Annotated in this window: 20 protein-coding genes; 4 read left to right on the top strand and 16 right to left on the bottom strand. The window is 66.3% G+C overall.

The genetic code is table 11. The features are described 5' to 3' along the window. Nucleotides 1–12: 12 nt before the first annotated feature. Nucleotides 13–456: an Lrp/AsnC family transcriptional regulator gene (locus WMC41_RS13055; protein ID WP_133032806.1), complete on the bottom strand. Its 444-nt coding sequence runs from the start codon at nt 454–456 to the stop codon at nt 13–15. Nucleotides 457–565: 109 nt separating this feature from the next. Here WMC41_RS13055 and WMC41_RS13050 point away from each other — a divergent pair, with 109 nt between their 5' ends. Beyond that, complete coding sequence (locus WMC41_RS13050) at nt 566–1,150, top strand: isochorismatase family protein (RefSeq protein ID WP_432343759.1); 585 nt, start codon at nt 566–568, stop codon at nt 1,148–1,150. 72 nt (nt 1,151–1,222) lie between these two features. On the opposite strand, the gene WMC41_RS13045 is transcribed toward WMC41_RS13050, so the two are convergent. The 11 genes from WMC41_RS13045 to WMC41_RS12995 form a co-directional block, all read right to left on the bottom strand. Then, nucleotides 1,223–1,738, bottom strand: coding sequence for a hypothetical protein (locus tag WMC41_RS13045; protein WP_288081234.1), 516 nt, complete (start codon nt 1,736–1,738; stop codon nt 1,223–1,225). Nucleotides 1,739–1,796: 58 nt separating this feature from the next. Beyond that, nucleotides 1,797–2,906 (bottom strand): ABC transporter substrate-binding protein, encoded by a 1,110-nt coding sequence (locus tag WMC41_RS13040; RefSeq protein WP_432343757.1) that lies wholly within the window; start codon nt 2,904–2,906, stop codon nt 1,797–1,799. Next, nucleotides 2,903–3,565, bottom strand: a complete 663-nt coding sequence (fhuF, locus tag WMC41_RS13035) for a siderophore-iron reductase FhuF (RefSeq protein WP_288081493.1) — start codon at nt 3,563–3,565, stop codon at nt 2,903–2,905. The genes WMC41_RS13040 and fhuF overlap by 4 nt, the downstream gene beginning before the upstream one ends. Nucleotides 3,566–3,665: 100 nt before the next feature. Further along, nucleotides 3,666–5,840: a TonB-dependent siderophore receptor gene (locus WMC41_RS13030; RefSeq protein WP_244766862.1), complete on the bottom strand. Its 2,175-nt coding sequence runs from the start codon at nt 5,838–5,840 to the stop codon at nt 3,666–3,668. A gap of 142 nt (nt 5,841–5,982) precedes the next feature. Beyond that, on the bottom strand, nt 5,983–6,156 hold the full coding sequence (locus tag WMC41_RS13025; protein WP_244766861.1) for a DUF1328 domain-containing protein: 174 nt from the start codon (nt 6,154–6,156) through the stop codon (nt 5,983–5,985). 381 nt (nt 6,157–6,537) lie between these two features. After that, nucleotides 6,538–7,965 (bottom strand): gamma-aminobutyraldehyde dehydrogenase, encoded by a 1,428-nt coding sequence (locus tag WMC41_RS13020; RefSeq protein ID WP_432343753.1) that lies wholly within the window; start codon nt 7,963–7,965, stop codon nt 6,538–6,540. Nucleotides 7,966–8,079: 114 nt separating this feature from the next. Further along, complete coding sequence (locus tag WMC41_RS13015) at nt 8,080–8,895, bottom strand: ABC transporter permease (protein ID WP_272805911.1); 816 nt, start codon at nt 8,893–8,895, stop codon at nt 8,080–8,082. Then, nucleotides 8,885–9,835: an ABC transporter permease gene (locus WMC41_RS13010; protein WP_432343751.1), complete on the bottom strand. Its 951-nt coding sequence runs from the start codon at nt 9,833–9,835 to the stop codon at nt 8,885–8,887. The genes WMC41_RS13015 and WMC41_RS13010 overlap by 11 nt, the downstream gene beginning before the upstream one ends. After that, complete coding sequence (locus tag WMC41_RS13005) at nt 9,832–10,827, bottom strand: ABC transporter ATP-binding protein (protein WP_432343748.1); 996 nt, start codon at nt 10,825–10,827, stop codon at nt 9,832–9,834. The genes WMC41_RS13010 and WMC41_RS13005 overlap by 4 nt, the downstream gene beginning before the upstream one ends. A 245-nt stretch (nt 10,828–11,072) precedes the next feature. After that, nucleotides 11,073–12,233, bottom strand: coding sequence for an ABC transporter substrate-binding protein (locus WMC41_RS13000; protein ID WP_432343745.1), 1,161 nt, complete (start codon nt 12,231–12,233; stop codon nt 11,073–11,075). 888 nt (nt 12,234–13,121) lie between these two features. Then, nucleotides 13,122–14,030 (bottom strand): LysR family transcriptional regulator, encoded by a 909-nt coding sequence (locus tag WMC41_RS12995; RefSeq protein ID WP_133032813.1) that lies wholly within the window; start codon nt 14,028–14,030, stop codon nt 13,122–13,124. A 210-nt stretch (nt 14,031–14,240) separates the two neighbouring features. On the opposite strand from WMC41_RS12995, the gene WMC41_RS12990 reads away from it, so the two are divergent. The 3 genes from WMC41_RS12990 to WMC41_RS12980 are packed head-to-tail and all read left to right on the top strand — an operon-like array spanning nt 14,241 to nt 15,915. Beyond that, a complete protein-coding gene (locus tag WMC41_RS12990; protein ID WP_432343742.1) occupies nt 14,241–15,152 on the top strand; it encodes an alpha/beta hydrolase in 912 nt (303 codons plus the stop codon). Then, nucleotides 15,149–15,565, top strand: a complete 417-nt coding sequence (locus WMC41_RS12985; RefSeq protein ID WP_432343739.1) for an ACT domain-containing protein — start codon at nt 15,149–15,151, stop codon at nt 15,563–15,565. Before WMC41_RS12990 ends, WMC41_RS12985 begins: the two co-directional genes overlap by 4 nt. Beyond that, a complete protein-coding gene (locus WMC41_RS12980; protein ID WP_244766854.1) occupies nt 15,565–15,915 on the top strand; it encodes a PAAR domain-containing protein in 351 nt (116 codons plus the stop codon). Before WMC41_RS12985 ends, WMC41_RS12980 begins: the two co-directional genes overlap by 1 nt. A gap of 181 nt (nt 15,916–16,096) precedes the next feature. Here the strand turns inward: WMC41_RS12980 and WMC41_RS12975 are convergent, their stop codons facing one another. The 4 genes from WMC41_RS12975 to WMC41_RS12960 are packed head-to-tail and all read right to left on the bottom strand — an operon-like array spanning nt 16,097 to nt 21,243. After that, complete coding sequence (locus WMC41_RS12975; RefSeq protein ID WP_432343737.1) at nt 16,097–17,728, bottom strand: ABC transporter ATP-binding protein; 1,632 nt, start codon at nt 17,726–17,728, stop codon at nt 16,097–16,099. Then, complete coding sequence (locus WMC41_RS12970; protein ID WP_244766852.1) at nt 17,721–18,548, bottom strand: ABC transporter permease; 828 nt, start codon at nt 18,546–18,548, stop codon at nt 17,721–17,723. Before WMC41_RS12970 ends, WMC41_RS12975 begins: the two co-directional genes overlap by 8 nt. After that, nucleotides 18,545–19,654, bottom strand: coding sequence for an ABC transporter permease (locus WMC41_RS12965; protein ID WP_432343735.1), 1,110 nt, complete (start codon nt 19,652–19,654; stop codon nt 18,545–18,547). Before WMC41_RS12965 ends, WMC41_RS12970 begins: the two co-directional genes overlap by 4 nt. Next, nucleotides 19,654–21,243 (bottom strand): ABC transporter substrate-binding protein, encoded by a 1,590-nt coding sequence (locus tag WMC41_RS12960; RefSeq protein ID WP_244766850.1) that lies wholly within the window; start codon nt 21,241–21,243, stop codon nt 19,654–19,656. Before WMC41_RS12960 ends, WMC41_RS12965 begins: the two co-directional genes overlap by 1 nt. Nucleotides 21,244–21,407 lie beyond the last annotated feature (164 nt).

The raw sequence follows: 21,407 nt of genomic DNA, 5'->3' as shown, positions 1-21,407 counted from the left end.
TTCGGCTGAAAGTCAGCTCCGCCGATCGAAATGGGTGCGCAGCGACACATGCGTCTGCACGGTCGCGATGCCCGGCGTCGTGGCGATCTGGCGGCGCACGGTGTCGAGTTCGCCGTTCGAGGCGCATTCGACCAGCAGCATCAGGTCCGTCGGCCCGGCGAGCGACCAGCAGGTCACGACGTTCGGAATGCCGGTGAGATGCGGCACGATGTGATCGCAGTTGCGGCCCTGCTGGAAGCCGACGGCGATCAGCGCCTCGACGCCCGGCCGCTCCCGGTCGATGCCGAGCTTGACCGTATAACCCGCGATCACGCCTCTCGCCTCCAGCCGCCGGATGCGCTCGTGCACGGCGCTCCGCGACAGCCCCGCATGGCGCGCAAGTTCCACCAGGCTCTGCCGGGCATCGGCGCGCAGCGCGGCGAGCAGCAGCCTGTCCTTGTCGTCCAGTTCGTTCATCCGGAAAATCTCCCTGTTGCCGGATGATCGTCCGGCGCACTGCCTTCTTGCTGCGCGAAACCGGATGGAAAAGCAACTATTCGTCGGCCATCGCTTCAAGGAGAGACCGATGCCGACCCTGCCGGAAAACGCCGTCCTGATCCCGATCGACATGCAGCAGGCCTTCGACGCCGCGCCCTGGCCGCGGCGCTGGAACGAAAAGCTGGACGAGAACGGCCTTGCGCTCCTTGCCGCCTGGCGGGCCGCACGGCGGCCGATCATCCATGTGCGGCACGACAGCGTCGAGCCCGGCTCCACCCTGCGGCCGGAGGTGCCGGGCAACGCGTTCCGCCCGGGCTTTGCGCCGCGGGAAGGCGAGCCGCTGGTGGCAAAGAGCGTCAACGCCGCCTTCATCGGCACGGATCTCGATCTGCGCCTGCGCCGCCTTGGGGCCGATACGGTCGTGCTGTTCGGCGTGTCCACCGATATGTGCGTGTCGACCAGCGTGCGCGTCGGGGCGAACCTCGGCTACCGGGTGATCCTCATCGAGGACGCCTGCGACTGCTTCGACCTGCCGGACGGGGAGGGCGGGACGATCGCCGCCCGCGACGTGCACCGCGCCCATGTCGCGACGCTGCGCCACGAATTCGCGACGGTGCTGCGAACGGCAGAGATCGTGGCTGGCCTCTGGAGCAATTCCAGCAAAAGTGCGTAGCGGTTTTGCGTCCGGAATTGCGTAAACAAACAGATAGAGCGTTTTCGCGATTCGAAGAGAAGCGGAGATACTCTAGCGGGTCGCGGCCCTCACCTCGCGCACGCCGAAATCCCATTCGGGGGCGGTGACGGGGTTGAGGTCTATGCCGGGGAAGACGGCGAAGGTGGAGAAGGGCTGGCTTTCGCCGGGCAGCACGCGCAGCACGATCAGCGCGCTGTCGCGGCCGACCTCGCGGCAGGTGCCGCCGGGGCAATCGGACAGCACGACATCGAGGCGGAAGGACTGCATCGGCTGGCTGCCCTTGTTGGCGATGCGGCCGGTCACGCGAAAGCTCGTCTTCGTCTGGCCGGCGCCGGCCTGCATCTCGGATAGTTCCACCCCGTCCGCCGAGAGCGCCTGGACGGTGGCGTTCGGTGTGGCGGCGGTGCCGGAGGGCGTGCGGTCCTCGACGAACCAGATGAGAAGCGCGCTTGCAAGGCCGATGGCCACCACGATGGTGAGGACGGGTTCGACCCAGCTTTGGAAGCGCCGGAAGCGCAGTGCGAGATAGAGTATGGCCGCTGCCGCGACTGCGAATGCCCAGATCATTCAGGTCCTCCTGGGCATGGTATAGCCTGCGGAAGAAGGGACCGGAAGGCCGGTCCCCTCACTTTGCCTTGAGACTGATCCAATAGGCGCCGTCGAAGGGCACGGCGGCGAAGCGCGTGTTGATTTCCTTCAGCGTCGCGTCCGGGTCGATGTCGGCGAAAATGTCGGGGCGCAGCCAATGGGCGAAGGCTTCGGCGGCAAGGATGTTCAGCGGCACGGCGTTGAAGAAGTTCCACAGGCCGTGCACGCGCTCCTCCTTCACCGCCTTGAGGTTCTTGAGGAACGGGCCGGAAACGGCGCGCGCCAATGTCTCGCGTGCCTCCTCCGGCGCAACGCCGGGGCCGACCGAGAAGGTGCTGTAGGTGCCGCCGGGCGAGGCGGTTGCGATATAGACGTCCGGATCGGCCGCGACGATGAATTCCGAGCTGACGATGCCGCCCTGCGCCGGCAGGCTTTCGGCGATGTTGCGGCTGCCGGTGATGGCGATGAAGGCGCCGAGCCCGCCGGTGCCGTAGGCGTAGCAGCACTTTTCCGGGTTCGGGAAGGCATCCATCAGCACGGTCGGGCCGGGCTCCTTGTGCGCGGCCACCCGGTCGCGGATGCGCTTGACCCGTTCCTCGTAGAAATCGGCGAAGGCGTTCGCCTGCTCCTCCCGGTTCAGCACCTTGCCGAGGAGGCGCATGTTGTCCGCGGTGTTGTTCAGCGCGTCGCTGTTGAAATCGACCACGACGACAGGGACGCCGCTTCTCTCCAGATAGTCGATCGCCTGCTTGCCGAGATCCGTGTCGGCCTGCCAGTTGGCGAGGATGGCCAGATCCGCCTGCAGCGAGAGCGCGGCCTCGAACGAGACGGTGATGCCGTCGCCGATGATCGGCACGTCCTCGATCTTCGGGAACCTGTCCTTGAAGCGGGCATAGATCTCCGGATTGTCGCCCTTCATGTCGCTCGCCCAGCCGGCAAGGATGCCGACCGGGTCGGGATGGACCAGCGAGAGCGCGACCAGGTTGAAGCCGCTGCCGAGCAGCACCGCCCTCGGTTCGGCGGGAATGGTGACCTCGCGGCCCAAGGCGTCCTTGACGGTCAGCGGATAGGCCACCTCGGCGCGGGCGGCGAGGGCGCCCAGGAGCAGGAAGGCGGCGGCGATGAAGGCGGAAAGGCGCAGGGTCATTGTTTTCTCAGCTCCGGCAGGGCGCACAGCTCGCCGCAGCCCGGAATGCCGGGCAGCATGTAGCGCAGGCAGCAGACCTTGCGGCGACAGTGGACGGCGCCCGCTTCCAGCTCGTGGCGCAGGCATCCATGGAAGGGATTGCGGCTGCCATCGGCCAGCCGCGGGCAATCGAAGAGGGGGCGGGACGGCCAGTGGTCGTCGCCCGCGGGCGGCGAACGGTCCGTCGCGTTGAAGGCATAGTCGATGTAGACGGCGGCGTTGTTCCAGGCGAGTTTCGGCGCGATGCCGGTCTTCTCCTTGAACAGGGCGACGACGCGGGAGAGGTGGCAGTCCACCAGCGGCGTGACGAAGTCGACGAGGTCGTCGCCCTCGCTCCAGTCGCCCTCGTGCGGCAGGCCGAAGGCGCGCGGCAGGCCGTCCTCGCCGATGGCGATGGTCATCTCCTCGACGGCGACGGGCAGCGTCATCTCGGCCCGGCGGGCCACGACATAGGGGATGGTCAGCGCGGAGAAATAGTAGAGCGACCAGAAGGAGGCGGCGGCGCGGCGATCGACGTCGCCATGGCCTGCCGCATAGCGGTCGAGCGTTTCGGCAAAACCGTTTCCGGCGAGGAAGTCGGCGAGCGGCACGGCGCCGTCGAGATCCGAAGACAGCATCATCTTCTCGCCGCACCAGGCGTGCTCACCGGTAAAGACCGCCTTCAGGCCGTCCGGCCTGAAAGCGGTCTCGCCATCGTGGGTGGACGGCGCCGTCAAGCGCTTACCAGGAATATTTCAGGCTGCCGATGACCGTGCGGCCCTGGTCTCGGTAGCAGAAGCCGGCCGAGCAGACGGCATCCTGGCGGTCGAAGAGGTTCGTCGCGTTGACCTGCAGCTTCAGGCCGGCGAAGTCCTTGTCGATGGCGGCGAAGTCGTAGTCGATCGACGCATCGACGAAGGCGCGTGCCTTGTTCTTCATGCTGTTGGCGTCGTCGCCGTAGCTTTCGCCGGTGAAGCGGACGCCCGCGCCGAAGCCGAGGCCGGCCAGCGCGCCGTCTTCCGGCATGGTGTAGTGCGCCCAGAGCGAGGCCATGTGGCGCGGCACGGAGGAGACGTCGTTGTTGACGGTGCCGGCCGGGCCGTCGATGATCTTCGCCTGGGTATAGGTATAGGAGGCGATCAGCGACAGGCCGTTGTCGAGGCTGGTGGAGGCTTCAAGCTCGACGCCGCGCGAGCGCAGCTTGCCGCGCTGGACCTGGATGTTGGCCGGGCCGGTCGGCAGGTCGACGACCTCGTAGTAGAGGCCGTTGGTCTGGTCGATGTTGAAGAGCGCGGCGGTCAGCAGCGTGTTGCTGTCGGGCAGCAGGTACTTCACGCCCACTTCCTGCTGTTCGCTCTCGGTCGGCTTGAACGGGTTGCCGGTGGCAAGGTTCACGCCGGCATTCGGCGAGAATGCGGTCGAATAGCTGGCATAGGGGGTGATGCCCCATTCGGTTTCGTAGGTCACGCCGGCGCGCCAGGTGAAGGCGCGGTCGCTCTGGTTGATCGTGTCGAGCGCGCCGGAGGCGAGGTCCGTGTTGTCGGTGTCGGTCGAGACCCAGTCGTAGCGGCCGCCGAGCGTGAAGGTCAGCGCGTCGTAGCGGATCTGGTCCTGCAGGTAGATGCCGGTGATGAACTGGTCCTGCACGCTCTTGGTCTGGAAGCCGATCGGGTCCGTCGGGCGGCCGCGCGTCGGGTCGGTGGTGTCGAGCGGCGGCGTCACGCCGTAGCCGTTCAGCGACTTCCAGTAGATCTTGGTGAAGTCGATGCCGGTCAGGAGCGTGTGTTCCAGCGCGCCGGTCTCGAACTTCGCTTCGAGCTGGTTGTCGATCGTATAGGTGTTCATCCACTCTTCGAACGAGCCGGCGCTGCTGTCGAGCAGCGTCGGGTCGGCGGCGTTCGGCTGGTAGGCGAAGGCCCAGTCGGCGTCGATGTTGAGCCAGGAGGCGCGGGCGTTCTGGCGGAAGGTGAAGACCTCGTTCAGGCGATGCTCGAACTCGTAGCCGATGCGGCCCTGGTTCTGCACGGAATCGTTGAAGGCCGGGTTGCCGGCGAAGAAGTCGCTGACCTTGCCGGTGATCGGATCGTAGTAATAGGCCGCCGTGCCGCCCGTCTTGGTGCGGGAATATTCGCCGAGGATGGTCAGCTTGGTGTCCTCGTCCGGCTTCCAGGTGAAGGCCGGCGCGATGTAGGCGCGGTCGTCGGGTACGCCGACCTGCTCGGTATCGGCGCTGCGCAGCAGGCCGGTCAGGCGATAGTAGACCGGATCTTCCTCGTTGATCGGGCCGGAAAGGTCGAACTGGCCCTGGTAGCGGTCGTGGCTGCCATATTGCAGCTGGATCTCGCGCAGCGCCTCTTCCGTCGGGCGCTTGCTGATGAGGTTGTAGAGGCCGCCGGCGCCGGAGGCACCGTAGAGCGCGGAAGACGGGCCGCGCAGGATCGAGACGCCTTCCAGGCCATAGGGCTCCGTCTTGAACAGCGAGGAGCCGGCGCCCGGCTGGCGCAGGTTGTCGCGGAAGACGCCCGTATAGGTCACGTCGAAGCCGCGCACGGTAAACGAGTCGAAGCGCGGGTCGAAGCCGTAGCCGCCGATGCGGGTGCCGGGCGTATAGGCGAGCGTGTCGAGCAGGGTCTGCGGGTTGCGGTCTTCCAGCTGCTGCTGCGTGACCGAGGAGATCGACTGCGGCGTCTGGATGAAGGGCGTGTCGACCTTGGCGCCCGTCGCACTGCTCTTGCCGACATAGCCGTCCGCCGTGATGACGCCGCCGCTGCCGCCGTCGACGACGATGTCCTCGAGCACGGTCGCGCCGCCCGCCGTCGTCGTCCCCTGGTCCTGCGCAAGGGCGACCGAGGCGAGCGTGAGGAGGGACGTGCCGGCGAGCGCCAGGCGGAACATCGTGCGGGAGGACGTGTGCATGCAGGTGACTTTCTGAGGAAGCGGGTCGATAACGTGACCGTTTTTATCAGGATTTCATCTGCTGCAACGAATTATATGACTAGAAACATCAGGATTTAGCCTGTGTTGCCGGGAAGCAACACAGGCTGTGGACGATCTGCACTCAGAAGGCGAGGCTACCGGCCATCAGTGCAAGCACAAGGAAAATCAGGAAGATGACGAGGGCGATGGCGAAGAGCACCTTGGCGATCGTCGCTGTGGCGGCGGAGACGCCGGAGAAGCCGAGAAAGCCGGCGATCAGCGAGATGACGAGGAAGATGAGTGCCCATTTCAGCATGGCGATGCCTCCGATTGTGTCGGAGTAAAGACGCGTTAGGGCTGAAAATGTTCCCGGAAGGAGCCGGCACCCGTCCGTACCCAAAAGGGCGGACACCCCCTCTGCCTGCCGGGCATCTCCCCCACGAGGGCCGGGCAATCGCCTATAGGACAGGACGATGCCGCATCCCCTTCTCCCCCGCGGGGAGAAGGTGGCCCGAAGGGTCGGATGAGGGGGTGGCTCTGACGGATCGTTTGCGCCTCCGATCCTCCCCCTCATCCGCCTGCCGGCACCTTCTCCCCGCGGGGGAGAAGGGAGTCGCGGCGACGATTGCAGTCCATCTGCGATTGCCCGGCCCTCGTTGGGGGAGATGCCGGGCAAGCAGAGGGGGCAACCCCATGGTCATCCGTGGCTGACCATCACATGGCGCACGGCGGTATAGTCCTCCAGCGCGTAGATCGACATGTCCTTGCCGTAGCCCGACTGCTTGACGCCGCCATGCGGCATTTCCGTCGTCAGCATGAAGTGCGTGTTGATCCAGGTGCAACCATATTGCAGGCGGGCGGCGGCCTTCATCGCCTTGCCGATGTCCTTCGTCCAGACGGAGGAGGCGAGGCCGTAGTCGCTGTCGTTGGCCCAGGCGATGGCCTGGTCCGCCTCGGAGAAGCGGGTGACGGAGACGACGGGGCCGAACACTTCGCGGCGCACGATCTCGTCGTCCTGCGTGGCGCCGGCCACCACCGTCGGCTGGAAGAAGTAGCCGTCGTCGCTGCCGGCGCGGCCGCCCGTGGTGATCTCGATGTGCTTCACCTCGGCGGCGCGCTCGACGAAGCTTGCCACCCGGTCGCGCTGGCGCTTGGAGATCAGCGGGCCGATCTCGTTCAGCGTGTCGTCGGGGTCGTTGTACTTGATGGTGGAGACGGCGGCCGAGAGGTCGGCGACCAGCTTCTCGTAGATGCCGTCCTCGGCGTAGATGCGGCAGGCGGCCGTGCAGTCCTGGCCGGCATTGTAGTAGCCGAAGGCGCGGATGCCCGAGACGACGGCGTCCAGATCCGCATCGTCGAAGACGACGACCGGGGCCTTGCCGCCGAGTTCCAGATGGGTGCGCTTGACGGTCTTCGCCGCCGCCGCCAGCACCTTCTTGCCGGTCGCCACATCGCCGGTGATCGAGACCATGTTGATCTTCGGATGGTTGATCAGCGCATTGCCGACCGTCTCGCCGCGGCCGAGCACGATGTTGACCACGCCTTCCGGCAGGATGTCGGCCAAGAGCTTCGCCATCTTCAGCGCCGTCAGCGGCGTCTGCTCGGAAGGCTTGAAGACGACGGTGTTGCCGCCGGCAATCGCCGGTGCCAGCTTCCAGGCCATCATCATCAGCGGATAGTTCCACGGCGCGATGGAGCCGACGATGCCGATCGGATCGCGGCGCACCATGGAGGTGAAGCCGGGCAGGTATTCGGCGGCGACCGGGGCGCTCAGCGAGCGGATGGCGCCGGCGAAGAAGCGCCAGCAGTCGACGATGGCCGGCAGCTCGTCATTGCGGGCGGCGTTGATCGGCTTGCCGCAATTGAGCGCTTCGAGGGCCGCGAAGGCATCGGCGTCCTTCTCGATCGCGTCGGCGATCCTCAGGAGATAGCCGGAGCGTTCCGCGGGCGTGGTGGTCGCCCAGGAGACGAAGGCCTTTTCGGCGGCGTCGACGGCCGCGTCGATCTGCGCATGGGAGGCCTCCGGCAGGTCGACGATCTTCGCGCCGGTCTTCGGGTTCAGGATGTGCTCCTCGGCCTCGGTGCCGGCTTCGAAGCGCGAGCCGATCAGCATCTGGGTGTCCATGGCGTGTTCTCCGTTGTTGAGGAGCGAATGGCGAATAGCGAGTAGCGAACAGGGGTGGCAACTTCACCGTCAGGGAACCCTATTCGCTACTCGCTACTCCCTGTTCGCTCATGTTCATTTTCCGGCGCCTGCGACCTGGTCGCCATCGCGGGTGAGGTAGTAGGCGCCGAGGATCGGCAGGAAGGTGACAAGCACCACGACCATGGCGACGACGTTGGTCACCGGGCGCTGGCGCGGGCGCACCAGTTCCTCCAGCATCCAGATCGGCAGGGTCGATTGCTGGCCGGCGGTGAAGGTGGTCACGATCACCTCGTCGAAGGACAGCGCGAAGGCGAGCATGCCGCCGGCAAGCAGGGCCGTGCCGATGTTCGGCAGGATGACATAGCGGAAGGTCTGGAAGCTGTCGGCGCCGAGGTCCATCGAGGCCTCGATCAGCGAGCCCGAGACGCGGCGGAAGCGGGCGACGGCATTGTTGTAGACGACCACGACGCAGAAGGTGGCGTGGCCGAGCACGATGGTCCAGAAGGAAAAGGGGATCTCCGCGAACGAGAAGGCCGAGCGCAGCGCGATGCCGGTGATGATGCCGGGAAGGGCGATCGGCAGGATGACGAGCAGCGAGATCGTCTCCCGGCCGAAGAATTTCGTGCGGGAAACGGCAGCGGCGCACAGCGTGCCGAGCACGAGGGCGACGGCGGTGGAGATGGATGCGACGCGCACGGAAAGCCCCATCGCCTCCCAGACGTCCGGCCGGTTCCAGGTGACCGCGAACCATTTGAGCGTATAGCCCGGCGGCGGGAACTGGTAGCTCTTCTCCTCCGTCGTGAAGGCGTAGAGGAAGATGAGCAGGATCGGCAGGTGCAGGAAGGCGAGGCCGAGGCCTGCGGCGATCTTGAGGCCGAGGGGAGCGGTGGTGTTTCTGTCAGAGCGCATCGAAGGCCCCCTGTCGCTTGGCCATCCAGAGATAGAGGCCCATGATGACGATCGGCACGACGGAGAAGGCGGCGGCGAGCGGGATGTTGCCGGCCGTGCCCTGCTGGGCATAGACCGCCTGGCCGATGAAGAGCCGCGACGAGCCGATGATCTGCGGGATGATGTAGTCGCCCAGCGTCAGCGAGAAGGTGAAGATCGAGCCGGCGATGATGCCGGGCAGGGCGAGCGGGAAGAGCACGTGGCGGAAGGTCTGCGCCGGATTGCCGCCGAGATCGGCGGAGGCCTCGATCAGGTTGCCGGGCACGCGCTCCAGCGCCGCCTGGATCGGCAGGATCATGAAGGGCATCCAGACATAGATGAAGACGATGAAGGTGCCGGTATAGCTGATCGACAGCGACGAGCCGCCGACGACGGGCAGCGAAAGCCACGCATCGAGCAGCCAGGAAAGGTGGAGCTTGGCGAAGGCCCAGGTGACGATGCCTTCCTTGGCGAGGATCAGCTTCCACGCATAGACCTTGACGAGATAGCTCGACCACAGCGGCAGCATGACGCCGAGATAGAAGACGACCTTCCATTTTCCCTTGGCATAGCGCGCCGCGTAATAGGCGATCGGAAAGGCGATGGCGGCGGAGGCGAGCGTCACCAGCGCGGCCATCAGCACGGTGCGCAGGATGATGTCGAAATTCGAGGGTATGAGCAGCTGCCGGTAGGTGGCGAGCGTGAACTCGTAGTTGATCAGCCCGGAAAAGTCGTCGATCGAGAAGAAGCTCTGCAGCAAGAGCGCGAAGAGCGAGCCGAGATAGATGATGCCGAGCCAGAGCAGCGGCGGCGTCAGCATCAGGAGCAGCAGGATCTTCGGGTTGCGCCAGAAGAAATCGGAAAGCCGCCCGGAGGCGTTCTCCCGGCGCGCGAGGATGGAGGTGTCGGCGACGATGCTCATTGGGCACCGTCCATCGGGTGCAGGTCCTGCGGCAGGAAGGAGAGGGTGACCGTCTCGCCGAGCGCCGGCGGGGCGATGGAGGCCGGTGTCATGGCCGCGACGCGCGCGCCCGCGGCCTCGACCGTCACGCGGTTCGCCGCGCCGAGGAAACTGGTCGCGACGACGCGGCCGGCGAAATTCTTGCGGCCCGGGCCATCCCCGAGCGTGATCGCCTCCGGCCTCAGGCTGGCATAGCTGTCGCCGAAGCCGAGGGTGCGAACGAAACCCGGCGGCAGCACGTTGGACGAGCCGACGAAATCGGCGACGAAGCGCGTCTTCGGCCGCTTGTAGACCTCTTCCGGCGTGCCGAGCTGCTGGATCCTGCCATCGCTGAACACGGCGATGCGGTCGGCCATCGACAGCGCCTCGCCCTGGTCGTGGGTGACGAAGACGAAGGTGATGCCGAGCGACTTCTGCAGGCTCTTCAATTCCTCCTGCATCTGCTCGCGCAGCTTCAGGTCGAGCGCGCCGAGGGGTTCGTCGAGCAGCAGCACACGGGGCCGGTTGACGAGGGCGCGGGCGAGCGCGACGCGCTGGCGCTGGCCGCCGGAGAGCTGGCCGGGCCGGCGCGCGCCGTAGCCGGGCAGCTTCACCATGGCAAGCGCCTCCTCGGCCGCCTTCAGCCGCTCGGCCTTGCCGACGCCCTTGACCATCAGCCCGTAGGCGACGTTCTCGAGGATCGAGAGATGCGGGAAGAGGGCGTAGTCCTGGAACACCGTGTTGACGTTGCGCCGGTAGGGCGGCACGCCCTCCGCCGTCTCGCCGAAGATCTCGATATGGCCCGACGTCGGCTGCTCGAAGCCGGCCATCAGGCGCAGGCACGTCGTCTTGCCGGAGCCGGACGGTCCCAGCATGGCGAAGAATTCGCCCTCGGCGATGGCGAGATCCACGCTGTCGACGGCACGCACGGCGCCGAAATGGCGGGAGACTTGCTGGAACAGGACGGCGGTCATGGGAGACTCCGGTTTGTCTTGGGCGATGGGCGCTGTACTGCGCCGATCGCAGAAAGTGGCGTGGGAGGAAGACGGCGCGTCTATCCGATCTCCCCCCTTGTGGGGGAGATGCCCGGCAGGGCAGAGGGGGGTATCTCACCCGCTCCGTCAGATATCGCCGCTTCGCGGCCACCCCCCTCTGTCACCTTCGGTGACATCTCCCCCACAAGGGGGGAGATTGGTGGGCGTTTGCCGCATCGATCGCGTTATCGCCCGCCGATCACGCCGATATAGTCGGAGACCCAGCGGTGATACGGCACGCATTCCCCCTGGCTTTCGCACTTGGTCACCGGCGTGCGCCAGAAGCGGATCTTCTCGAAATTGTCGAAACCGTTGGTCGAGCACCCCTCGTCGGTCAGGAGCGCATTGCCCTTGCAGGCCGCCGGGACCGAGGGAACCGCGCCGAACCAGGCGGCGGCATCGCCCTGCACCTTGGCGGAAAGCGAATGCTCCATCCACATATAGGCGCAGTTCGGATGCTGGCTTTCGGCATGCAGCATGGTCGTGTCCGACCAGCCCGTCACGCCCTCTTCCGGGAAGGTCGAGGCGATCGGCTGCTTTTCCGCCTGCATCAGGTTCACCTGGAACGGCCAGGAGCCGGAGGCGACGACGCCCTCGTTCTTGAAGTCGTCGATCTGGATCATGGCGTCGTGCCAGTAGCGGCCGACCAGCGTGCGCTGGACGCGAAGCAGGTCGAGCGCGGCCTTGTACTGGTCCTCGTTGAGTTCGTAGGGGTCCTTGATGCCGAGGTCCGGCTTGTGCGCCATCAGGTAGGTCGCGGCGTCGGCGATGTGGATCGGGCCGTCATAGGCCTGCACGCGGCCCTTGTTCGACTTGCCGTCCGGCAGCGTCATCTCCTCGAAGACGACCTTCCAGCTCGTCGGCGCCGCGTCCTTGAAGGCCTCGGTGTTGTACATCAGGACGTTGGGGCCCCACAGATAAGGCGTGCCGTAGTGCACGCCGTTCACCGTGTGCCAGGGCGCGTTCTGCAGGCGCTCGTCGACGGTCTTCCAGCTCGGGATGAGGTCGGTGTTGATCGGCTGCACGCGCTTGCCCGCGACGAGGCGGAGCGAAGCGTCGCCCGAGGCGGTGACGAGGTCGAAGCCGCCCTCGTTCATCAGCGCCACCATTTCATCCGAGGTGGCGGCGGTCTTCACCGTCACCTTGCAGCTCGTGTTCTTCTCGAATTCGGTGACCCAGTCATAGTTCTTGTCCGTCTCGCCGCGCTCGATATAGCCGGCCCAGGCGACGATGGAGACTTCGCCCTCGCCGGGCCCGAGCTCCTTCAGCGGCTCCTGGGCGATGGCGGCGGTGGCGAAGGCGAGCGAAAGGGTAAGCGCGGTGCAGGAATGCAGAAGTCGCTTCATGACAGTCTCCCGGTTTGATCCGCTTGTCTGCGGTATTGTTCCCGGATGAGAAGGTGCCGCGCTTTCGCCGCTTTCGCAAATTCATTAATCAGAATGCCGGTATCGGAAATTCCGAAAGCGGCGAGGGCGTGACGTGGGGCGTGGGTCCTCGGGTCAAGCCCGAGGATGACGGAGAGGAGGAGAGGTTGCCAGCTCCTTGGCCGGTGCGGCATCCGGCTCCCTTGCTTCAGCCCTAATCCCCTCTCTTCTTTCGTCATCCTCGGGCTTGACCCGAGGACCCACGCCCCACGGCACGCCTGCGCCGCCAAAAAACACGCCCCGCATTTTCCCCACCCCTCAACCCCGTGCCTACAATCCTCCCATCCCGCCGCGGATACACCGCAAGGCGTTGCGGCGAGGCGGGGTCGGCGCGGGGCGTAAGGGGGCGACGCACACCTTGACGCACCGGGCGCGCGGAAAATGGTCTCCCTCCGGCGAAACGGGGGAAATGGCGGGGCGTCGGACCGGACCGCCGTTTTGCCCCGATCACGTCGCCGGGCGTGCCTGTGCGGCACACAACATGGCGGCTGCACCATGCGGCGTCCGGGGGCTCCCCCGCTCGCATGGCGCAGTGGAAGACGGTGCCGACCGGCAGTCGTGGCTGCGGCACCGTGAACCCTGAGGGCGTGCATGACCCCTTCTTCGGAAGGGCGCGCCACCGTTCCCACGCACCCCGCCATCGCAGAGAGGCCGAAGTCGCGGGCAAAAACCGCCGAACGGGGCGCTGGACGGTGCCGCATACAAACATTCAGTCGAGGCAGCCTCCAGCGCCCCGTCCGAATGCTCCCGCAAAACCCCGGCGCGCTGGCGTGCGGGGATGAAGCCGCAGGAAGAGGTTCGATGCCGCCGCTACCGTCCCCGACCGCTTCGCAGCGCCTCGGCCAGCCCGACGAAATCCCTTGCCGCCTGCGGCAGGCTGGAGCCCTTGCGCCAGACCATGCCGACCTGCACGACGGGAAGCGCGCCCGACACGTCGCGGCTTTCGATACGGTCGCCTTCCAGCGACCAGGGGCGATAGACGAGGTCGGGCAAGAGCGCGATGCCGGCGCCTGTCGCGACGAGGCTGCGCACCGCCTCCACCGAGCGGGTGCGGAAGGCGACATGCGGGCGGGCGCCGAGCGCGGTCAGCAGCTTGCCGGTGTTCTCCTCGATTTCGTCGACCGTCAGCATGATCAGCGGCTCCTTGGCGATGTCGCTGACGGAGATGATGTCGGCCGAGACGAGCGGATGGCCGATCGGCAGCCAGAGGCGGTAGGGCGAGGTTTCGAGGATCTCCGCCTGCAGCGCCATGCGGTCGCGCAGGTTCGAGATGACCATGACGGCGACGTCCAGCTCGCCGCCGACCAGGAGATGTTCCAGATAGGAGCCGTTGTCCTCGATGGCGCTCACCTCGATGCCGGGAAAGGCGCGGCGATAGCGCGAGAGCAGGTCCGACAGCACGTAGCCGGCGACGAGGGAGGTGACGCCGAGATTGAGCTGGCCCTTTTCCGCCGTGCGGTTGTCGGAGAAGGAGCGGCGGGCATCCGAGACGTTCGCGAGGATCTTCGTGGCGTGACGCAGGAACTGGTGGCCGTTGTGCGTCGTCGTGAGGCCGCGCGGATGGCGCTCGAACAGCTCGACGCCGAGGTCGGATTCGAGCTCCTTGATCGCCTCTGTGATCGAGGATTGCGAGATCGAGAGGTTTTGCGCCGCGCGCGTCACGGAACCCTGCTCCGCGACGGCGACGAAATATTGCAGTTGCCGGAAGGTGAACGCCATGGCGGCAGTTAATATGCCCGGCGCGGGCGAGGCAAGCGCCGAAAATTCCTTGGGAAAGCCGCGGACGGGACAGGCGCGCGGGGTGCGCGCTGCTATGATCCCCGCCATTTCCAGCCGGGGCAGCGCCGCTCCGGCACCGGACAATGCGACAGGACACGCCCCGGCGCCCATTCCGTCACGCCGGAACGGCGCCGGCAACGAGGAGCCGCCATGACCGAACGCCCCATGCCGACCGAGGAGGGCATCCTGGCCTTCCACAAGCGCTGCGAGGATTTTTATCCCGCCGATGCCGTCGACGCGGATATCGGGCGGCAGCGCGGCTGGTACGATGCGCTATGCGCCGCCTTCGACGCGCCGCCGCCGGGGGGCATGATCAAGCAGGACGGTGTCATCGCGGGGCGCATCCCGGTGCGCCGTTATCGCCCGGCGGCGGTGACGAGCGCGACGCGGCTTTTCTACATCCACGGCGGCGGCTTCGTCGTCGGCTCGCTCGACAGCCATGATGCGATCTGTGCCGAGCTTTCCGAGGCCGCGGGCGCCGAACTCGTGTCCGTCGACTACCGCCTGTCGCCGGAGCATGTCTGGCCTGCCGCTTTCGACGATTGCTGGGCCGTGCTGATCGAGCTTCTCCTGGAAAGCCATCCGGTCGTGGTGGTCGGCGACAGCGCGGGCGGCAACCTTGCCGCCGGCATCGTGCTGAAGGCGCGCGACGAGGGATTGACGGGCATTGCCGGGCAGGCGCTGGTCTATCCGGGCCTCGGCGGCGACCTTGCCTCCGGCTCCTATCTGGAGATGGCCGAGGCGCCGGGTCTTTCGACCGCCGACGTCGCCTATTACCGCGAGGTCTACAAGGCGCCGGAGGAGGCCGTGCATGCCTTCCCGTTGCGGGCGGAAAACCTTGCCGGCCTGCCGCCCGCCTTCATCACCGGCGCCCATTTCGATCCGCTGCGCGACGATGCGCGGGCCTATGCGGCGCGGCTGGCGCGTGCCGGTGTTCCGGTGGAGTTTCGCGAGGAGAAGCAGATGATCCACGCCTGGCTGCGCGCGCGATTCATGAGCGCGGGAGCGAAGGCCGGTTTTGCGGCGCTGTGCGATGCCGTGCGCCGGATGGCGCATCCATGAGCGGGATCACCGATCTCGACGCATTGCTGGCGACGATGGAGCCGGCGCTGGCGGACGGGGCTTTCGTCTATGCCTGCGTGCCGGCCGGGGATCTGGAAGACCATCTTTCTCGCGGGCCGGTCGGTCTCTTCCACGAGGCGGAGGGCGTGACGCTGATCCTGCCGGCCGAGGCGGCGGAAGGGCTGGCGGCAAGCCCGCCGATGCGGATGATCACGCTCACCGTGCACTCCTCGCTGGAGGCGGTGGGGCTGACGGCGGCCTTCGCGACGGCGCTGACGGGGCAGGGGATCAGCGCCAACGTGGTTGCCGGCTACCATCACGACCATATATTCGTGCCGGAGCGGGATGGCGAACGGGCATTGGAAACGTTGCGTGCGCTGTCGCGTGCGGCGCGTGAAAAGGGAGACAGATGATGAAATCTTTGCGGTTTGCGGGTGCCTTTCTGGGCTTCGCTCTCGGGGCGGCGGGGCCGTCCGTTTCCGTGGCCGAGGATGCGCCCCAGCCCATTCCATCCTGCGCCATGTCCGGTTCGAAGAGCGTCTTCATCGGCGGTGCGCCGGCGCTGCGCCTCTCCGACGTGGTGAACTGCCCGCCGGAACTCTACGAGATCGTGCCGAGCATCATGATCGAGGGCCAGCCCATGGTGAAATTCCGCACGGGCGTCGGCGAGAAGGGCAATTGCACGGCGCGTGGCGAGGAGACGGTGATGGCCGAAGGCGAATCGGCCAGCCGGCTGGGGGATGTGGCCTGCACGCAGAATTGAATGTTCGGAGGATTTGCCCCTCACCCTAACCCTCTCCCCGCAGGCGGGGAGAGGGGACTTGCCCTGCTAACGCGTATTGGTTGGGGAAACCGGTGCGGCATATCCCTTCGCCCCGCTTGCGGGGAGAAGGTGGCCGGCAGGCCGGATGAGGGGCGGCGCGGGTAGTCGCCGCCCGCTTCCGTCAGTTGCCGGCGCTTTCCATGCGGCGTGTCGTCAGCACCTTCTCCAGCCAGCCGATCTCCATTTCGGGGACCGATTTCAAAAGCAGGTCGGTGTAGTCGTCGAAGGGCGGCGAGAGCACCTTCGATTTCGGGCCGAAGCGCACGAGGCGGCCGCGGTGCATCACGGCCACCGAATCGGCAATCGCGCGCACGATGGCGATGTCGTGGGTGATGAACATGTAGGAGACGTGGGTCTCGTCCTGGAGTTTCAGGAGAAGCTTCAGGATGCCTTCGGCCACCAGCGGGTCGAGGGCGGAGGTCGGCTCGTCGCAGAGGATGAGCTCCGGCTGGGCCGCCAGCGCCCGTGCGATGGCGACGCGCTGCTTCTGGCCGCCGGAGAGCTCCGCCGGATAACGGTCGGCGAAGCGGCCGCCCATCTCGATCTGCTCCAGCAGTTCCTTCACCCGCTCGGTCTTCCTGGCCCCGCGAAGGCCGTAGTAGAAGGTGAGCGGCCGGCCGACGATGTCGCGCACCGTCTGGCGCGGATTCATCGCGGTATCGGCCATCTGGTAGATCATCTGGATGCGGCGGAGCTGGTCGTTCGTCCGGCCCTTCAGCGCCCGCGGCAGAGGCGTGCCGTCGAAGCTGATCGTGCCCTCCTGCGGCGGCAGCAGGCCGGTGATGACGCGGGCGAGGGTGGACTTGCCGGAACCGGATTCGCCGACGACCGCCAGCGTCTGGCCCTTCGGCAGGTGCAGCGAGACGTTCTGCAGCACCTTGAAGCCGTTGGAATAGCCGGCGGTGATGTTGTCGACCTTGAGGAGCGTGTCCGACTGGTCGGGCGCCTCATCGCGCTTGGTGCCGCGCACGTTGACCAGCGCCCGGGTATAGTCCTGCGTCGGCGCCTCGATGATCTGCTTCACCGAGCCGTATTCCACCATCTTGCCGTGCCGGAGCACGAGGATGTCGTCCGTGATCTGCGCGACGACCGCAAGGTCGTGGGTGATGTAGAGTGCGGCGGTGTGGGTCTCCTCGATGGCGTGCTTGATGGCGGCGAGCACGTCGATCTGCGTCGTCACGTCGAGCGCGGTGGTCGGCTCGTCGAAGACGATGAGTTCAGGGTTCGGGCAGAGCGCCATGGCGGTCATGGCGCGCTGGAGCTGGCCGCCGGAGACCTGGTGCGGATAGCGCTGGCCGAAGGTTTCGGGGTTCGGCAGGCCGAGCACCTTGAAGAGGTAGAGCGCGCGCTTTTCCGCCTCCGCACGGCTCATGACGCCGTGCTTCAGCGATGCCTCGATCACCTGCTCGCCGAGCCGGTGGGCGGGGTTGAAAGCCGCTGCCGCGGACTGTGCGACGTAGCAGACCTTGCAGCCGCGCACCTTGCGGATGCCGGCCGGCCCGAGCTTCAACAGGTCCTCGCCGTTGAGCTTGACCTCGCCGCCGGTGATGCGGACCCCGCCGCGGCCATAGGCGAGCGCGGTGAGGCCGATGGTCGATTTGCCGGCGCCCGATTCGCCGATGAGGCCGAGCACCTTGCCCTTTTGCACGTCGAAGTTCACGCCTTCGACGAGCGTCACGGTCTTCGGCGGTTCGCCCGGCGGATAGCTGGTCGCCTCGATCTTGAGGTTGCGGACGGAAAGAAGATCAGGCATCGCCGCGCCCTCCCTTGAGGCTGGAGGTTCGTTTCATCAGCCAGTCGACGACGAGGTTGACGCAGATGGCGAGCCCCGCGATCGCCCCGCCCGGAATGAGGGCGGCGGAAATGCCGAAGATGATGCCGTCCTTGTTGTCCTTCACCATGCCGCCCCAGTCCGCCGCCGGCGGCTGGATGCCGAGGCCGAGGAAGGAGAGGGTGGAGAGGAAGAGGATCGAGAAGGCGAAGCGCAGGCCGAATTCGGCGAGCAGCGGCGAGAGCGTGTTCGGCAGGATCTCCCGGAAGATGATCCAGCCCGTGCCTTCGCCGCGCAGCCTTGCCGCCTCCACGAATTCCATGACCGCCACGTCGAGCGCGACGGCGCGGCCGATGCGGTAGACGCGGGTACTGTCGAGGACCGCCATGACGAGGATGAGGATCCAGAGCTGCTGCGGCAGGACGGCGAGCACGACGAGGGCGAAGATCAGCGTCGGGATCGCCATCATCAGGTCGTTGAAGCGCGAGAAGGCCTGGTCGACGAACCCGCCCGTCACCGCCGCCGTGAAGGAGAGCAGCATGCCGAGCGAGAAGGAGAGCACGGTCGCCGCCAGCGCCACGAAGATCGTGGTGCGCGCGCCGAAGATCAGCCGCGAGAAGAGGTCGCGGCCGAGATTGTCGGTGCCGAGCAGATGGTCGCCGCCCATAGGCTGCCAGACGGCGCCGACGATCTGGCTTTCGCCATAGGGGGCGATGAGCGGGGCGAAGAGGGCGCAGAAGACGGCGAGCAGGATGCCCAGGATGCCGACCCATGCGCTGATAGGGATGGTGGAAAGTCTCATCGCGGGTGCCTCAATCTGGGGTTCGCGACGATCGCGAGGATGTCGGCGAACATGTTGAGGAAGATGTAGAAGGCGGCGAAGATCAGGCCGCAGGCCTGCACCACCGGCATGTCGCGCACCGTCACGGCGTCGACCATGTACTGGCCCATGCCGGGATAGACGAAGACCACCTCGACGACGACGACGCCGACCACGAGATAGGCGAGGTTGAGCGCGATGACGTTGATGACCGGCGCGACGGCGTTCGGCGCCGCGTGCTTGGCGATGATGCGCAGGCTCGAAAGCCCCTTCAGCTCCGCCGTCTCGACATAGGCCGAGGACATGACGTTGAGGATCGCCGCCCGCGTCATGCGCATCATGTGGGCGAGCACGACGAGGACGAGGGTGGCGGTCGGCAGGGCGATGGCCGACAGGCGCTGGCCGATCGTCATTGAATCGTAGACCGTCGCCGGGAAGGTCGCGACGCCCATCTGCACGGCGAAGAACAGGATCAGCAGGTAGCCGACGAAGAATTCCGGCAGCGAGATCGCCGCCAGCGAGATGACGTTGATGATCTTGTCGGGCATGCGGTTGCGGTATTGCACCGCGAGCATGCCGAGGCCGACCGCGAGCGGCACCGAGATGATCGCCGCGAAGAAGGCGAGGAACAGCGAATTGCCGAGGCGCTTGCCGATCTGCTCGCTGACCGAGTTCTTGGACGCCCAGGAATTGCCGAAATCGCCCTGGATCGCGCCGCCGAGCCACTTGAAGTAGCGTGTGGTGGCCGGCTGGTCGAGGCCGAGGTCCTTGCGGATGTTCTCGATGGCCTGGGGCGTTGCGGACTGGCCGAGATAGGTCGTCGCGAAATCGCCCGGCAAGGCTTCCACGCCCCCGAAGATCATCAGGGACACGGCGAAGAGCAAGGCCACGCTGAGCGCGAGGCGTTGCAGGATGAGCGCAACCAGGGGGCTGCTCTTGCTGAGTTTCGCCCAGAACGAAGGCGTGCCTTCGTCGACGGGGGCTCCAGTGGACGCAACCGACCCGGCAACGCCGGCAGACTGCGGGGCTTCGCCCGCAGCCGCCGTTGCTGTCAGCTCCGGACCGTGCGCCGGTCCGTTGCCGGTCATCAGGCGTCGAGCCACACGCGGGTTGCGACATATCCGTTCGACATGTCGTTGCCGATGTCGTGGACGTAGCCCTTCACGTTCTTGCCGCAGGCGTTCACGAAGTCGTTGAACATCGGCAGGATCAGGCCGCCCTCGTCACGCACCATCATGGCCATGGTGCGGTACATGTCCTTGCGCTTGGCCTCGTCGAGTTCCGAGCGGGCCTCGAGCAGCAGCTTGTCGAAGTCCTCGCGCAGGAAGCGGGTGTCGTTCCAGTCCGCCGTCGAGAGATAGGCGGTGGAATACATCTGGTCCTGCGTCGGGCGGCCGCCCCAGTAGGAGGTGGAGAAGGGCTGGACGTTCCAGACGTTCGACCAGTAGCCGTCGCCGGGCTCGCGCTTCACCTCGATCTCGATGCCGGCCTTCTTGGCGCTTTCCTGGTAGAGGACCGCGGCGTCGACGGCGCCCGGGAAGGCGACGTCCGACGTGCGCAGGAGGACCGAGCCGCTGTGGCCGGACTTCTTGTAGTGGAAGGACGCCTTGTCCGGGTCGTAGGCGCGCTGCTCGATGCCTTCGGGGAAGAGGGCATAGGTCTCGTTGATCGGGAAGTCGTTGCCGACCTTGCCGTAGCCGCCGAGCACCTTCTCCAGCATGGTCTCGCGGTCCATCGCATATTTCAGCGCCAGGCGCAGATCGACATTGTCGAACGGCGCCGTGTTGCAATGCATGATGAAGACGTAGTGCCCGCGGCCGGAGGTGGAGAGGATTTCCACGGTCGGTGCGCGCTTCAGGAGATCGACCGTCTTCGGATCGACGCGGTTGATATAGTGCACCTGGCCGGAGGAGAGCGCGGCGATGCGGGCCGTCGCGTCGTTCATCGCGATCATCTCGATCGTGTCGACGAAGCCGCGGTCCTGGCGCCAGTCGTCCGTGTTGCGCTCGAAGGTGGCGCGCACGCCCGCCTCGAAGCTCGTCACCTTGTAGGGGCCGGTGCCGATCATGGCGTTCGGATCGTCGAGGCCGCCGTTCGGCTGGATGACGAGATGGTAGTCGGTGAGCAGCAGCGGCAGGTCGGCGTTGCCTTCCGTCAGCACCAGCACCAGCTTGTCGCCGTCGGCCTTGATTTCCTTGATCGACTTCATGACGCCGAGCGCGCCCGATTCCGACTTCTCGTCGGTGTGTCGCTGCAGCGTCTTGATGACGTCATCGACGGTCAGTTCCTTGCCGTCGTGGAATTTCACGCCCTTGCGGATGTTGAACGTCCAGGTCGAGGCGTCGGCGGAGGGCTCCCAGGATTCGGCGAGCGCCGGCACGGGCTGGCCGGTCAGCGGCTCGGATTCGACGAGCATGTCGCCCCAGTTCCGGCCGACGACGAACATGAACTGGGAGAGCGCCTTGGCCGGATCCTTGGAGTCCGTCGCGGCGGCGCCTTCCAGGCCCAGTTTCAGATTGCCGCCGCGCTTGGGTTCCTGCGCCTTGGCCGCGGTGTCGAAGAGGGTGCCGGCGGCGGCGAGCGTGATGCCGAACGCGGCGGCGCGACCCATGAATTCGCGGCGGTTCATCCTGCCGAGCGTGACCTGGCTGGTGAGATATCTGGTGTAATCAGTCATTCCCCTGTTCCCTTTCGCTGGCCCATTCGTGGGCATTTGTCGTTATGATTGGCAGGATTTCTGTTTTTGTCCTCAAAGGCAACCTTGCAACCGGCTTTTTATGGCGGTGGCAACGCATTTCCGTCTCCCGAAAGCCTCCTCTTTCTGCCGTGGATGCGGCGCTT

This window comes from Shinella yambaruensis, assembly GCF_050859155.1.
GTDB classification, from domain to species: Bacteria; Pseudomonadota; Alphaproteobacteria; order Rhizobiales; family Rhizobiaceae; genus Shinella; species Shinella yambaruensis.
Note: the sequence above shows the minus strand (reverse complement) of the source record. Positions and strands in the feature narration are given on the sequence as shown.

Bases quoted from the DNA above. Each gene is read 5' to 3' on its own strand.
- WMC41_RS12975 (WP_432343737.1), bottom strand. From the start codon at position 17,728: ATGCCTGATCTTCTTTCCGTCCGCAACCTCAAGATCGAGGCGACCAGC.
- WMC41_RS13000 (WP_432343745.1), bottom strand. From the start codon at position 12,233: ATGAAGCGACTTCTGCATTCCTGCACCGCGCTTACCCTTTCGCTCGCC.
- fhuF (WP_288081493.1), bottom strand. From the start codon at position 3,565: ATGATGCTGTCTTCGGATCTCGACGGCGCCGTGCCGCTCGCCGACTTC.
- WMC41_RS12965 (WP_432343735.1), bottom strand. From the start codon at position 19,654: ATGACCGGCAACGGACCGGCGCACGGTCCGGAGCTGACAGCAACGGCG.
- WMC41_RS13005 (WP_432343748.1), bottom strand. From the start codon at position 10,827: ATGACCGCCGTCCTGTTCCAGCAAGTCTCCCGCCATTTCGGCGCCGTG.
- WMC41_RS12980 (WP_244766854.1), top strand. From the start codon at position 15,565: ATGAAATCTTTGCGGTTTGCGGGTGCCTTTCTGGGCTTCGCTCTCGGG.
- WMC41_RS12995 (WP_133032813.1), bottom strand. From the start codon at position 14,030: ATGGCGTTCACCTTCCGGCAACTGCAATATTTCGTCGCCGTCGCGGAG.
- WMC41_RS13050 (WP_432343759.1), top strand. From the start codon at position 566: ATGCCGACCCTGCCGGAAAACGCCGTCCTGATCCCGATCGACATGCAG.
- WMC41_RS13040 (WP_432343757.1), bottom strand. From the start codon at position 2,906: ATGACCCTGCGCCTTTCCGCCTTCATCGCCGCCGCCTTCCTGCTCCTG.
- WMC41_RS13020 (WP_432343753.1), bottom strand. From the start codon at position 7,965: ATGGACACCCAGATGCTGATCGGCTCGCGCTTCGAAGCCGGCACCGAG.
- WMC41_RS13015 (WP_272805911.1), bottom strand. From the start codon at position 8,895: ATGCGCTCTGACAGAAACACCACCGCTCCCCTCGGCCTCAAGATCGCC.
- WMC41_RS12990 (WP_432343742.1), top strand. From the start codon at position 14,241: ATGACCGAACGCCCCATGCCGACCGAGGAGGGCATCCTGGCCTTCCAC.
- WMC41_RS12985 (WP_432343739.1), top strand. From the start codon at position 15,149: ATGAGCGGGATCACCGATCTCGACGCATTGCTGGCGACGATGGAGCCG.
- WMC41_RS13010 (WP_432343751.1), bottom strand. From the start codon at position 9,835: ATGAGCATCGTCGCCGACACCTCCATCCTCGCGCGCCGGGAGAACGCC.
- WMC41_RS13025 (WP_244766861.1), bottom strand. From the start codon at position 6,156: ATGCTGAAATGGGCACTCATCTTCCTCGTCATCTCGCTGATCGCCGGC.
- WMC41_RS13030 (WP_244766862.1), bottom strand. From the start codon at position 5,840: ATGCACACGTCCTCCCGCACGATGTTCCGCCTGGCGCTCGCCGGCACG.
- WMC41_RS12960 (WP_244766850.1), bottom strand. From the start codon at position 21,243: ATGACTGATTACACCAGATATCTCACCAGCCAGGTCACGCTCGGCAGG.
- WMC41_RS13055 (WP_133032806.1), bottom strand. From the start codon at position 456: ATGAACGAACTGGACGACAAGGACAGGCTGCTGCTCGCCGCGCTGCGC.
- WMC41_RS13045 (WP_288081234.1), bottom strand. From the start codon at position 1,738: ATGATCTGGGCATTCGCAGTCGCGGCAGCGGCCATACTCTATCTCGCA.
- WMC41_RS12970 (WP_244766852.1), bottom strand. From the start codon at position 18,548: ATGAGACTTTCCACCATCCCTATCAGCGCATGGGTCGGCATCCTGGGC.